The following is a 14,321-nucleotide window of genomic DNA, read 5'->3' on the forward strand; positions in this document are numbered from 1 at the left end:
GAATCCCTTCACCTTTTAAGAAGGATATCACAAAAATAAGAAAAAGATAAATACAATGCCAATTAAATATGAATTCATTACTTATTTTGTCTTTGTAAATCAAAAGATTTAAGAACCCCTTCTTGTTCTTTCATTCTCTTCACAGTAAAATCCAGAGTGTTAAGCTCGCCCTCCACTTTCCTCTCTCGTTCTTCATATTGCTTCCTATAATCCTCAACTACACTCTTCTGATTAGGAATCTTAAGATCATAACTCCTTATTTTATTGTAAATAAACCCTCCAGAGCTTACTAAAGGAAATAAATAATCCCCAAGTACCTTAGCAAGTCCATCATCATAAATTCGGTCCTCATTAAGATCAAAAGCAAAAAGTTCTCTTACAGAGTCAATGTTGTTTTGTATTATCTCCTTGAATTTTTTCTCATCAAGTTGTAAATAACGAGATAGTCCACCAGAAGAAGATATAGAGTTAGTAAACACTCCTATTTGACTTATTATGGAGAAGTTAGGGTCATTAGTCCTGTAGCTATTGAACATGATCGATTCTAACCTTGCTTTCAGATTCTTTAGTGCGTATTCTGTCCTAAGAATTCCTAAATTCTTATAGGCCTCTTCTTTATTTTCTTCGCTTAAGTAAGTTAACTCCTCTAGCACATCTGACTTCTTACCCTCCGTATTATCTTCATTAGAATTTACAATATTAATTTCAGCAAGAACTTCATTGTAAGCCACAAGAAAATCCAATAAAAGTTTTTTAATTCCCTCGTAATCTGGCTCAACCTGAGCAATAATAATTTCATCCGACGCTTTTTTCAAATTTAGCGTAACATTAGGAATTAAATCATTAATAACATTAGAATCACGTTCAACATCTATCCCATCAAATCTCACCTTCGCATTCTCTGCAAAGCTTTTAGCGTTTATTGGTAAATAACCATCCCTATTTCTTGGGTCAAAAATTTCAACGCCACGAATAGTAAATACCTTGTTATTAACTTTATTCTCAATATTTATCTCCTTTAGATCTAAAAGCGCTCCAATTTCAACTTCAACCTTCTCAAACTCACTGGAAACATTTATTGGTGGCAATTCTAGAGACCCCGAATTGCTATGTATTTTAATCATATTCAGTTGAATATACTTCTTTTCCCTTAAAGGAAGCTTATGATCAGGTCCAAGATTAATTATGCTATCTTCGCCCTCAACCCTAGCGTCCTCAAATGTAGCCTCACCGGGGTTAAAAACAATCTTGTTTAAAACACCCTCATCTTCAGTATCATGATACTTAATCTCAAATTTAATTTTGCTCCCTCCGCTGACCTCAATATTTTCCGGAATACTTATTGAAATCTCCGAAAGGGGTTCCAATGTAATATTATTTTTACTGATAGAAATGTTATTACTACTGTTCTGCTGAGTGTTAATAATTTCTGTAAGATCTGGGATGAAATTCGTTTCATGTTCACTTAAAATACCTATTTTTTTAGCAAGCCTTAAAGCTTCATCCCTCATAATAAGTTTATTGGACTCACCTTCTTTTAAAGATTGGAAAATCAATCTACTATTCCCAACGTTATCACTTTTGACAATTTTTGCAGATAAAAATCCCTTACCTCGACTATTAATATCCCTTACAAGAGAGACAATATCACCACTATTTTTAAACTTAATCTCCTTAGTGCCAACTAAAAACGTATAATCGCCCGCAGGGACCTCGACCTCTTTTTGTTTAAAATTTGCAGATAAGAAAACATCCGAATTTGCTACTTGATTAACATTAATTCTATAAGTTTCATTCCTAGCTCCGTAACGAGCGGACATAGACAGTACATCGCTGTTACTAGACTTTCCTGACATGTTATTGAAAGGGCTATTAAGAGATGTAATTTGCTTTGCGAGCGAATTTAGAGTAGACACCTTCCTATTAATCACCTGCCAAGCACTCTTTTCCTGCTCTAGGTGTTCAAGTTTCTTCAAAGATGTATCTATCCTAGCCTTGTCGCCCTTAAGCATTGACTCTCGGATCTCCTTAGTATTATACTTGCTATCCACACCTGGAACAAAAAATCCAGAAGACATCAAAATACCCCCTGTGAAAAGTTTAACACAGAAGGCTCGAAAATTAATGACGGGATCTGTCTAGAAAACCAGCAAAGTGGAAAATACGTAAGATTGAAAGCACACTGGAGAAACAGATGCATGCCTTTAAAAACATGTTCGCTTATAGTAAAATTTAAGTCAATAGGAGAGTAAATATGGCAAATTTCTGCTTATTCAACTCAAAATCTGTGCTGACAGGGAATGATAAAATAGAGGATTCGGCTGTCCTTACTAGAGACGGTAAAATTTTTGACATCGTAACGGCTGATAGACTTGAAAAAATTGACCTAAGAGACTATGAGATGATTGATATTAAGGGCAACTACGTAACACCAGGCCTTTACGATAATCACATACATGGCTTTTGTGGTTATGGAACTGATCAATGTTCTACGGATTCTATAATTCAAATGTCGCATCATTTGGCAAAGTATGGCGTAGTGGGTTTCTTGCCCACGCTTTATCCTCGTCCTATTGATGAAATGATTGCAACTATTAGTGCATGCACGGATGCGATGGGCAAAGAAAAGGGAGCAAAGATCTTAGGACTTCACCTTGAGGGACCCTTTTTCTCTCCTGAAAAAAAAGGTGTTCATCCTATCTCTTATCTTCAGGAACCAAGTATTGAAATCATGAAAAAATTCATAGACGCAGCGGGCGGGCCTTTTACAGACTCTTTTGGGAGGAAGAGAACAAATATCGCCACAATGACGGTTGCTCCCGAACTTAAGGGAATGAGAGAGCTTGCAATGTTTTGCATGCAGAACAACATAACACTTCAAGCAGGTCACACTAACGCAAAATATGAAAATATGATTGAAGGTTTTCAAGTAGGAATACTCCACACAACTCACTTCTTCAATGCAATGTCAAAGCTTGATCACAGAAATCCAAATGCAATAGGGGCTGTCTTGATCCATGGCGATATATCTTGCGAAATTATTGCTGACGGATATCATATTCATCCGAAACTTGTTTTAATGCTTAGAAAGCTTAAGGACATAAGTAAATTGATTCTTGTAACCGACGGATTAACACCAACTCTGCAAGCAACTGGAAGGTTATTCGCTAATGGAGATGAAGTCTACCTTAAAGACGATGGATTATTTCATACAGTAAGAGGTGACACAATTGCAGGATCAGCTCTTACAATGGAACAAGGTGTTAAAAACTTAGTAGAATTTGGCTATAGCTTAAGCGACGCCATTCAAGCAAGTTCATATAACCCAACAAGAATAATTAATCTTGAAAAAAAAGGATTAATATGCCATGGTTATGATGCAAACATAAATGTTATTGATAAGGACCTAAACTTAAAACTGACAATGATAGAATCAAGAATAATATTTAACAAACTTTGATTCTAACTAGCAGAATACAAGGAGACAAACATAGATGAGATTAATCATTAGACCCGAATATAGAGATATTTCAAGATGGGCTGCCAACCATGTAGCTGTGAGAATAAAAGAATTTTCACCAACAAAAGAAAAACCCTTTGTCCTGGGCCTTCCGACAGGTAGTTCTCCTCTTGGAATGTATAAAAACCTAATTGAAATGCACAAAATTGGAAAAATTTCATTCAAAAATGTGGTTACTTTTAATATGGATGAATATGTAGGACTAGATAAAAACCATCCCGAAAGCTACCATTCATTTATGTGGAATAACTTTCTATCGCATGTAGATATAAAGAATGAAAATGTGCATATTCTAAATGGCAACGCTACTGATCTTTATCGAGAATGTGAAGACTATGAGAAAAAAATTAAATCCTACGGTGGTATTGCGCTTTTTGTGGGCGGAATTGGCCCTGATGGCCATATTGCTTTCAATGAACCAGGATCATCTCTTAAATCAAGAACAAGAATTAAAACCTTAACTCAAGACACAATTATTGCAAATTCTAGATTTTTCGACAACGATGTTAATAAAGTTCCCAAAAGTGCACTAACTGTGGGAGTAGGAACAATTATGGATTCAAAAGAAGTGTTAATTATTGTAAGCGGACACAACAAGGCAAGAGCCCTAAAACACGCAATTGAAAGCGGAGTTAACCACATGTGGACAATTAGCGCTCTACAGCTGCACGCAAAAGCAGCTATCGTCTCGGACGTACCTGCAACATATGAGCTTAAAGTCGGCACGGTAAAATACTTCGATGACATTGAAAAAAACAATTTCAATAACGACGTATAACATACCCATCCCAGCTTAGCTTGCAAACCCTTCAAACAATATCACCCTATTGCCTCATTGTATACCCTTGAAACCTCTTCCCAATTTAGGACCTTAAAGAACGCATCAAGATAATCTGCCCTTCTATTTTGATATTTAAGATAGTATGCATGCTCCCAAACATCAATACCTAAAACAGGTTTATAGCCCTCCATCAAAGGACTGTCCTGATTTGGTCTTGTTACTATTTGCAATTCCTTTTTTGCATGAATCACTAGCCATGCCCAACCACTTCCAAAAATTTTCATAGCTGAATCCTTTAAAGCCACCTTAAGCCCATCAAGACTTCCAAAAGTAGTATTAACGTGCTCCTCAAAACTTTCTAAAATATTATCCCCATTCCCAGGCCTCAACACCCTAAAATACATGTCATGATTAGCATACCCGCCTCCATTATTTCTTATAGTCGTTTGTAATTCCTGAGGAAAACGTTGAATATTCTTTAATATACTCTCAATATCTTTAGAATAATTCATTTCTGCTTTCTCAAGGGCAGAATTTAAATTTACTGTGTACGCGTTGTGATGTTTACTATGGTGAAGTTCCACAGTTCTAGCATCAATATACGGCTCCAATGCATCATAAGCGTAACCAAGTTCTGGTAACTTAAACACAAAATCCTCCTCTCTAGCCTTTTCCATGGCAATTTTTATATTTCTTACCACTCCCGCAGTAACAAGGCTCATTTCTTCCCACTTTGGGACTACTCCTAACTATTTGCACGCCTCCTTTATTCCCTTCTCCAGAAACGAAATCTGCAAATTTTTTATGGGTAGCTTTTATTTTCTTAAGAGGTTTATTTTCATAATCACTAGAATCAACGTCAACCTTCATTTGCAAAGTTCGTCTTATAGTCTCAACCTTAATATCTTTTACAAGCTCACTAAAAATTATAAATCCCTCTTCCTTGTACTCGGTAATCGGATTCTTATTAGCATAAGACCTAAGATAAACAGACTCTCTTAAAGAATCGAGATTTGCTAGATGTTCTTGAAATCTAGAATCAATATTTTTCAAATACTCGTATCTCAGAAATTCGTTTAAAAGCTCAGGGCCAATTAAACTTTCCTTCTCAACTAAGTTAGTCTTAGCAACTTCCATCAACCTATTTTTTAAATCTAAAATACCAGCTCCTTCCACAGAACCAATATCCCCCATCATGTGAGCAAAAATCGAATTTATCTCGCCTAAAACAGAACCCGTGACCACGTCACCTTTAACATCATCAAACAAAAAGTCAAGATATTCCCTTAAAGAAAGAAGAAGGCGCTCCTTAATGTTATCATCAGCAAGGATTGAATCTCTTTGTGCATAAATAAATTCTCTATGTTTTGTTATAACATCATCATATTCCAAGAGATGCTTTCTAATTTCAAAATTCCTATCTTCCACTCTCTTTTGTGCATTAACTAGGGATCTTGTTAACAAAGAATGTGCAATAGGTTCACCTGTGGCCATCCCAAGCTTTCCCATTAACGACCTTAAACTATCACCTGCAAAAAGACGCATCAAGTCGTCTTCAAGGGACACATAAAACCTTGATCGCCCTGCATCTCCCTGCCTTCCCCCTCGCCCTCTAAGTTGATTATCTATTCTTCTTGATTCATGCCTCTCACTACCAATAACATAAAGCCCACCAAGTTTCTTCACTTCCTCATAGTCTTTAAGATACTGATCCCGTTCTTCCCAAACAGCTCTTTGAAACTCCTCAAGACTTGCCCCCGTCCCAATCTTCTTACGAACTCGATGCTCAAGATTACCCCCAAGCTTAATGTCAGTACCCCTACCAGCCATATTAGTAGCAATCGTAACAGAATGCTTTGCTCCTGCCTCAGCAATAATTAAAGCTTCACGAAAGTGATTCTTAGCATTAAGCACCTCATGCCTAATACCTCTACTCTTAAACATATTTGACAAAATTTCAGATTTCTCAATAGAGACAGTCCCAACAAGCACAGGCTGACCCCTCTTGTAAGCCTCATAAACTTCTTCAGTAATCGCATTAAACTTGAATTCTTCAGTGTAATAAATAATATCATCCTCGTCTATTCTTGCCACCACTCTATTGGTAGGCACAACAACGACATCAAGATTGTATATCCTATGAAATTCCTTAGCCTCCGTATCAGCAGTACCTGTCATACCAGAAATCTTCTTAAACATCCTAAATAAATTCTGAAATGTAATTGTTGCCATAGTCTTGTTTTCACTAGCAACCCTAACACCTTCCTTTGCTTCAATGGCCTGGTGCAATCCATCAGAATATCTTCGTCCCGTTAAGACACGACCCGTAAACTCATCAACAATCTCAACTCCAGAATCTCCAACAATATATTCTCTATCTTTTAAGAAAAGCAAATGAGCTTTTAAGGCTTGAGTCATGTAATGAACATAGTTAAAATTAGGATCAACATACATAGACCCTTTGATTATGCCTCTTGAAACCAAAATTTTTTCAAGATTATTCAATCCGTTCACCGTAAAAGATATCCTCTTGCTCTTCTCATCAACCGTAAAGTCCCCGTCAAGGTCATCAATCTCTAAGGGATAATCTCCAGTTTTTGGGTTCCTAGAACATTCCTTTAAAAGAGATACAAGAGAATTAACTTCAAGATAAGCCCTAGTATCCCCCTCAGTAGAACCAGAAATAATTAAAGGAGTTCTGGCCTCATCAATTAAAATAGAATCAATCTCGTCAATGATACAGTAATTAAAATTTCTTAAAGACTTCTGTGCTAAATCAAAGCGCATATTATCTCTTAAATAATCAAACCCAAGCTCATTATTTGTAACATAAGTGATATCCCTACCATACTCCACCTTCCTTCTACCATAATCCATATCAGAAAGTACAACACCAACACTAACCCCCAAAAGGTCAAAAACTGGCCTCATCCAATTTGAATCACGCTCAGCAAGATAATCATTAACAGTAACAATAATAACCCCATCACCTGTTAAACTGTTCAGATAAGCAGCCTGAACAGAAGATAAAGTCTTACCCTCTCCCGTCTTCATTTCTACTATTTTACCTTGGTGAAGTGCAAGTCCTGCAATAAGCTGAACATCATAAGGCCTCTCCTTAAGCCGCCTTCTAGCTGCTTCTCTGGAAAGCGCAAATGCTTCCTCTAGTATATTTTCCAGAGTCTTACCTTCCCTAAGTTCACTTTTAAATCTATCCGTCTGCCTACTAAAGTCTTCGTCAGCTAAAGAAAGTGCCCAAGACTCAAGCCTATTAATATTCCTTAAAGCAGGAAGATAATTTTTTAAATCTCTTTTATTCTTCGAGCCAACAGTCGTCTCAAATATTGCTCTTAACATACCAGGTATCAATTCTCCCAAATAATTGACTTTTAACCATTTAAAATAATACCATCTAAATATGAGAAAGTTTTACAAAGTTTACATACTAAATTTACTCCTCGTAATTATATCATGTAACACTAAAACTTTAAACGAACTAGGAGAGAAGCAATTCAAAATACCATTTGGAACCCTACCTGGAGAAATTGCACCACTTGAGGATAGATTTAATAACTCAAGTTTTGATGTTAAAACATACAACGGCCTTGTGTACATCGTAGAGACAAAAGCAAACAAGTTAATGATTTTTAATTCCTATGGAAAATTAATTCAAGCCTACCAAAATGGAATATTTAAAACAAATCAAGATCTTAAGATCAAAAAAGTAGATTTTGAAAATATCCAAGCCATCTATCCATCAAAGGATTTTATTGTAGTGTCAGACAAACTCGATAGTGGAAAATCTAAATTCGATGAGAAAGAAAATATTGCGTACTTTACGAAAATATTCATTTTAAATAAAGATTTATCCATAGAGGTACTAGGGCAAGAAGGCAAAAATGGAACACCATTCCCACAAGTTTACGACATAAATATTGACGATGGAAATCACATAGCTATAATAACAATATATAGTGAAGGATATATCATATATTCTTATGATAACGAGTTATTGCCCCTTTACAAGGTTTATGTTAACAAGCATATGTTACAAATACCTGAAGATGAAACCAAGAAATATAACATATCAATAGATAAAGTATTTTTTGAAGTAAGCAAAAAAATTATTTATGTAAAGACAACCTATTATGAAAACATCGGAACTAATGAAAATATTAATGACCTTGGGGTGAGAATTAAAAATCAATATCTTTACACAGTAAGTCTAAACAAAAATAAAAAATTTGAAATAAAGAGCAAGGTTGTCCTGCCTAAAAACTTGTTAGATGATCAACAGGAAAGTTTTATAAATATCATTGGAATTCAAAAAGATAAGATAATAGCATCCACTAGCATAAAGAATCTGCTCAATACTTTAATATGGAGCCTTGATAATGAGGGACAAATTAAAGAGCAAATGATTTTAATTGAACCTCCAAACCTTACATTTCTCGCTGAAAGTCTATCTAGGGATGGAATACTTAGCATACTTTATGGCGAAAAGAGTGGAGTGAGTGTCTATTGGTGGAATTTAAATACCCTGCTTAAACTATGACCCTAGGCGTTTAAACCTATGCGACAAGAAAATTGTAAGACTCAGACACAAAGCAACTATAACAGAAGACTAAAAAAGCACTTAGTCACAGGGGCATTTTTTGTCATAATGTTATTTGTTATAAAAATAGTATTTATTCCCGACTTTAAAAAATCAGAACTAAAATATAAACCTAGAGTAACAATAGAGTACACGAAAGAGAATAAAAATTTATATATTAAAATAAATATCCAAAGCCCAAACAAGGAGTTAGGAAAAGCTAACTTGGAAATATACTTGGATGACAAGCTCATTGAAAACAATATGATTTACATAGACAAGATCAATTATACGTTATATACTAGTGTTGCGTACAGAAATGAGGTTTTATTAAATGTAATCCTGATAAATGAAAAAGGGGATCGGGTCTACTTTAGTAAGCTGTTAGATTTTGGGGGTTGAGCGATGTTGCAGATGTATTTCATATCAGTCTTGCTTAATATATTGGGAGGCATAGTTTTGGCATTTCCAATTTTAAGGGAGAAATTTAAGTTTTTCGTTATATTTGAGGAGTTTGTAAGTTTGATTAATGATAACAAGAGCATAAGAAGTATTTTCGGTACAGTGTTTTTAGTAGCTAGCATTTTTGAAATAATTACGCCTTATGGGTTACCGATAATTGGGAATTTATTTCCTGCTGTTAGCTTATTTTTCATAGGATTCATCTTTTTCTTAAGCCAAAAGATCCCAACAAACATTCAAAACAGCAAAGAATATGGAAAGTTCAAGTCCATACTTGAAGGCAATAAAAGGTTGATAGGGATCCTTTCAATAATTATTGGAATAATCCATTTTTTTGCAGCAAAAGTGCCCTTGCTATAATTTACCCCCAATATAACCGTCTACGATTCTAACTAAATTTGCACAAAATGACTAAAAATCCATATAATTGTGCTATTATCTTTAACATTATTGTATGAATTTAAAATGATAATTATTCTTATAAAAGAAGGAGAATATGACGACTCAATTTATGCGTGTAATTCCTATCAATATGTTTAACACTATTGCTTAAATGACTAGTCATAAAAGGAGAAAAATATTATGGCGAACAAAATAGATATAAAATTAATAGTATTTCTTACGTTGGTTTTGTTAACAATTGGGTGTTCCTTTTTCAGAGGCCCCAAAAAAGCTGACTTTGATAAAGAAAAGATTGGAATACAGGCAGGTAATGAAAAATTAGAATTCATTGATGGAGCAAAATACATAGAAAAACTACCCGTAATAAATAAAAGTGCGACTGTGACTTGGAAAAAGACAAAAGCAATGCCAATTTTTGATAAACAGGGACAAGAAATTCCTGCTCTTAAGGAAAAATTAGGATACTCTTACGTAATCTCTCCTATTAAAATGAATGAAGAATTAAGTGCTACTGCTTCATTTTTTATTCTCATTGAGACTACTGCAAAAGGGGATCCGGAATATACAGTTGACGACTTAAGACTAGTAACATCAGGAAAAAACCTAGACATTAAAGACTCCGCCTTATTTCCACCTGAACCATCAGGAGAAACAGGTTATGTAACATCCTTTCCTTTCGGACTACCAATAACTAATGAAGTCAGATTGGCGTTTGATAATACATATATAGACGATCAATGGACATATATGATCGCTAAATTAACTTTGAGAAACAAAAAAACTCAAAAATTAGAGATCTATGACATATCTCTTAATTCAAGATTTGTACATGATCTGCTAAAGGAAGTGGCCAGACTGTATCCAGAAATCAAAGAAAAAAATTATGATTTATTTGATGACTTAAAATAATGTGCCTAGCGCATTATTTTTTAGTCTCAAATGCCATAAGGGCGTCTTCTATCTTGATCGTAGCCGAGGCTCAATATTGCAAACGAACAACTCAGCATGCCCTCTTTAGACAAGGTCTAAACTCTATTGCTGGATCAGTGCTAATTAGAATCTCAGATATGGTACAATTGAATGGTTTTACATTTAAAACAATACATCACTTAAAAGGAAACGAATGCTAAAATGCCGAAAAAATCAATCTTATTTCTTATCTTCATAGGGTTAGGTCGATTTCTGTTTGCAGCAGACACGATCGACCCATTTCAAAACTCTAAATACATTGTAAGGGAAAATATAAAAGTAAATGTTAAAACATTGCAACAAAGCATCTTTTTTATAACGGCTGAAGTTGCAATTAGCACACCTTATATGGACTTAACAGACCCTGAAGGGCAAAAAATAAAAGAACTTGAGGGCATAACCTACTCATTTGTCAATGCTTTTGTAGTAATTGGCTCAGCAGCTACCATTTCATTTGACTTGTCAAATGAGGCCTCAGAAAAATACGAAATAACACAACTAGAATTTCTAACTCCCGATGATGGAGATTTTATATATTACTTAAATGGAATGGCAACTGGAAAACAAAGCTCACAAAAAGAGGGCTGCACAGACGCGTATTCTTTTGGAGTATTAAGAACTCCCACGCTGGCAAAAACGATCGCTGGATACTACAAGAACTCGAACTGGTACTATATTATCTCAAGAATAACAGTAAAAAATAAGGAAGATGGTTCAGAAAAGCAATATAAAATAAGAATCAATCCCCAGATATATAATGAGTTTCAAAAGGAACTAAGGACAGTTTATGAGGATCAAAATTTTAATCATTTTCCAATACCGGTAGAATAGAAAAACTTAGGGAATGAAAAATTTATTTCAAATCAACTAGTATATAATGTTGGGGATGGGCAAGCGGAAAGAGATTATCATAAACTTTAAAAATTTGGAGTGTAATTTAACGTCAATTAGGAATCACATTCGAGGTAGGGAATTAGCAGCTACTCTGAAAGCCGATGCTTACGGACACGGACTGATTGAAACATTTAATTTTTTAAAAGAAAAAGGGGTAAATTATTTTGGTCTTTTCTGGATAGATGAGGCTATAAGGGTTAAAAAAATCGACAAAAATGCAAAAACATTGCTCTACATTAACACAGACAGAAGCGAGATAAAAAATCTGGTTAAGTTTGATATTACACCCTTTGTAGCCGACTCTTGCTACTTATCTTTAATAGAACAAGAATGCTTAAGGCAAAATAAAAAAATAAGGGTTCACTTAAAAGTTGATGTTGGAATGAACAGATATGGAATTAAGATAGAAAATGCTCTAGGCCTGGCTGATCAAATACATAATTCAAAATCAGTAGAATTAGAGGGGGTTTGCACTCACTTACCCACAACGGAAAATACAAAAATCACTAAAGAACAAACAGAAAAATTTACATGTTTCATAGATGAGCTTAGCCAAAACAACATAAATCCCAAATTTATCCATGTATCCAACTCAGCACACACAGAGAACTACACCATAAGTAAAAAATTCAACATGGTAAGACCTGGACTTATTTTGTATGGATACCATTCAAATCCAAATAGGTCAAAAAACAATCTAAATCTCAAGCCTGTATTAAGTTTGTATTCAAAAGTTGTATTTCTTAAAAATATAAGCCAAGGAGAATCAGTATCATACTCAGGCCTATTTACAGCAAAAGAAGACATACAGATCGGACTCGTGCCTGTTGGATACTTTGATGGTATTCCACAAAATACATCCAATAATTTTTGTTATCTAATAAAAGACAAAAAGTGTCCAATCAGAGGAAAAGTATGTATGAACACAACGATAATCGAGATACCTAAAGATTTAAAAATAAACATAGGAGAGAAGGTAGAAATAATCTCTGAAAATTTGACTCTAGATGAACTTAGTAGAGAATCTGGGGTGAGCAAGTATGAAATACTGTGTTCAATTGGCAAGCATGATGATAAAAAATACTTATATTAAATTACCCAAAGAATCAAACTTTTGAAAGTCAACCAAATTGCCCTTGCTATCGTAAATCCATTTGAAAACCGAGATACCCCCAATATCATCTCTTAATCTTAAATCGGGTCCGTGATTTGTTTTCCTAGCAATCTTCCCAAACTTATTATATTCATATTTGTACACACTAACACCATGCGCATCATCTTGCAATTGACCTAAGTTTCCAAAATTTTTCTGACTAATAAGCCTATTTTGTTTATCATACTCATAAGCATACTCAAAAACAGAGTTAAGATCTGCAACCAAAACACCACTCCTAGAATAATTACTTTTTAAGATCATATTACCATTAACATCATAAGCGAACTTATATCTGAAAACACCTTCGATGTTTTCTATAGGATTATCAAAATCCCCATAATGCTCTTGAGCTGCAAGAAGCCCATCCTCATCATAAGAATACTTATAAATCATGACACCATTTAAATCACTTATTAAATTAAAACTTTTATCAAAAAAAAGGCTCTCAATCAAATAAAAGTTGCTGTCGTACTTATAACTATAAACTGCAATGCCTTTAAAATTGTTCATTATTTCATACTTTTCCTCATAGGTAGCAGGAACATCACTTTTGTAATTTTTATTTACTTTATTGCTATAATTTATTACTCTTTTTTCATTATTTTGTATATAAAAAATGGTCTTCTTCATGGCATAACCATTTTGACTAATAGTTAACTTATTACTGGGGTCATAGTTGTATTCTTTATGAAAATAATCCTTTTCCTTCAAATTATAATCATACCTATATACCGCTACATTATTCTCATCAGGAGTCAGATTATGCTTAAGGTCATAATTTAAAATTTCAATAACTCTCCCCTCAACATCATAACGATATGTCTTTAATGCAACAGAGAAAGGATTTCCATACAAATAAGATGACTGATCTAGGTATTCCTCCTTTATAACATTATGCTCACCATCATAGGTTAATCTAAACCCATATATTCCATTCTTAGCCTTCATACTATAGTTGCCATCATCATGATAGAAAACCGTCTTTGTACGAGCAGAATCATCATAGGTAACCCTAGTATAATAAACATCATTTAAATCTTTAATTTGAAATCCAGCCTCACTAAACCTGTAAACATCAAAGCTGTTATTATCATGATAAACAAAATAATAATAAAAAACCCCATACTTATCCTTTATAATTTCATTAGATTTATTATAGTTGAAAATATTCTTAATTCTGTTGCTCGACAAATACTCTATCTGCTCAATATAAACTCCCTTTGAGTTCTTAGCGGCAAACCCGCCGTTTAAAAACGAACGCCTTTCTACATTCTTAGAATATTCTATTCTAATCTGATTTGCACAAAAAAAAGAGGGAATTAAAATGTTAAGCTTGCCAATATAATCAACAAATACAAGCTTCCCCTCACCATTATAAGTAAACTTATATCCACATTCTTCCTCAGCTTCTTCCTTGCTTATCTTATATTTTCCCTTTATTTTATAGTTAATATCATAATCAACATACCTGTAATAAACATCTTTTGAAAAAAGATTATATGATATAAAAACCATTATAAAAAACATAGTCGTTCCTTGATCA

The 14,321-nt window shown here is 34.2% G+C and carries 12 protein-coding genes; 8 read left to right on the forward strand and 4 right to left on the reverse strand.

From position 1 onward, the window contains the following. Window positions 1–77 precede the first annotated feature (77 nt). Window positions 78–2,078: a flagellar filament capping protein FliD gene (gene fliD, locus LSO06_RS00735; protein ID WP_231760186.1), complete on the reverse strand. Its 2,001-nt coding sequence runs from the start codon at window positions 2,076–2,078 to the stop codon at window positions 78–80. A 176-nt stretch (window positions 2,079–2,254) separates the two neighbouring features. Here fliD and nagA point away from each other — a divergent pair, with 176 nt between their 5' ends. Together nagA and nagB are read left to right on the forward strand one after the other, a co-directional pair. Continuing rightward, window positions 2,255–3,460: an N-acetylglucosamine-6-phosphate deacetylase gene (nagA, locus tag LSO06_RS00740; protein ID WP_231760187.1), complete on the forward strand. Its 1,206-nt coding sequence runs from the start codon at window positions 2,255–2,257 to the stop codon at window positions 3,458–3,460. Between the two features lie 34 nt (window positions 3,461–3,494). Next, window positions 3,495–4,298 carry a glucosamine-6-phosphate deaminase gene (nagB, locus tag LSO06_RS00745; RefSeq protein ID WP_231760188.1) on the forward strand — a complete coding sequence of 268 codons (804 nt, stop codon included), beginning with the start codon at window positions 3,495–3,497 and terminating at the stop codon, window positions 4,296–4,298. 41 nt (window positions 4,299–4,339) lie between these two features. Here nagB and LSO06_RS00750 read toward each other — a convergent pair whose 3' ends face one another. Both LSO06_RS00750 and secA read right to left on the reverse strand, forming a co-directional pair. Continuing rightward, window positions 4,340–4,951: a superoxide dismutase gene (locus LSO06_RS00750; protein ID WP_304502606.1), complete on the reverse strand. Its 612-nt coding sequence runs from the start codon at window positions 4,949–4,951 to the stop codon at window positions 4,340–4,342. A gap of 13 nt (window positions 4,952–4,964) precedes the next feature. Further along, window positions 4,965–7,658, reverse strand: coding sequence for a preprotein translocase subunit SecA (secA, locus tag LSO06_RS00755; RefSeq protein ID WP_231760190.1), 2,694 nt, complete (start codon window positions 7,656–7,658; stop codon window positions 4,965–4,967). Between the two features lie 61 nt (window positions 7,659–7,719). On the opposite strand from secA, the gene LSO06_RS00760 reads away from it, so the two are divergent. The 6 genes from LSO06_RS00760 (at window position 7,720) to alr (ending at window position 12,715) form a co-directional block, all read left to right on the forward strand. Then, on the forward strand, window positions 7,720–8,856 hold the full coding sequence (locus LSO06_RS00760) for an LIC_12708 family protein (protein ID WP_231760191.1): 1,137 nt from the start codon (window positions 7,720–7,722) through the stop codon (window positions 8,854–8,856). 108 nt (window positions 8,857–8,964) lie between these two features. After that, window positions 8,965–9,297, forward strand: coding sequence for a hypothetical protein (locus tag LSO06_RS00765; RefSeq protein WP_231760192.1), 333 nt, complete (start codon window positions 8,965–8,967; stop codon window positions 9,295–9,297). Between the two features lie 3 nt (window positions 9,298–9,300). Then, window positions 9,301–9,717, forward strand: coding sequence for a hypothetical protein (locus tag LSO06_RS00770; RefSeq protein WP_231760193.1), 417 nt, complete (start codon window positions 9,301–9,303; stop codon window positions 9,715–9,717). Between the two features lie 222 nt (window positions 9,718–9,939). Beyond that, window positions 9,940–10,668, forward strand: coding sequence for a S2/P23 family protein (locus LSO06_RS00775; RefSeq protein WP_231760194.1), 729 nt, complete (start codon window positions 9,940–9,942; stop codon window positions 10,666–10,668). Between the two features lie 222 nt (window positions 10,669–10,890). Then, entirely contained in the window at window positions 10,891–11,559 is a 669-nt protein-coding gene (locus LSO06_RS00780; RefSeq protein WP_231760195.1) for a BB0158 famile outer surface lipoprotein, read from the forward strand. 55 nt (window positions 11,560–11,614) lie between these two features. Then, window positions 11,615–12,715, forward strand: a complete 1,101-nt coding sequence (alr, locus tag LSO06_RS00785; RefSeq protein ID WP_231760851.1) for an alanine racemase — start codon at window positions 11,615–11,617, stop codon at window positions 12,713–12,715. Here the strand turns inward: alr and LSO06_RS00790 are convergent. Continuing rightward, window positions 12,707–14,305, reverse strand: coding sequence for an RHS repeat domain-containing protein (locus tag LSO06_RS00790; protein WP_231760196.1), 1,599 nt, complete (start codon window positions 14,303–14,305; stop codon window positions 12,707–12,709). The genes alr and LSO06_RS00790 overlap by 9 nt on opposite strands. Window positions 14,306–14,321: the final 16 nt, after the last annotated feature.

The organism is Borrelia sp. RT5S (assembly GCF_021165755.1).
In the GTDB taxonomy this organism is placed as follows: domain Bacteria; phylum Spirochaetota; class Spirochaetia; order Borreliales; family Borreliaceae; genus Borrelia.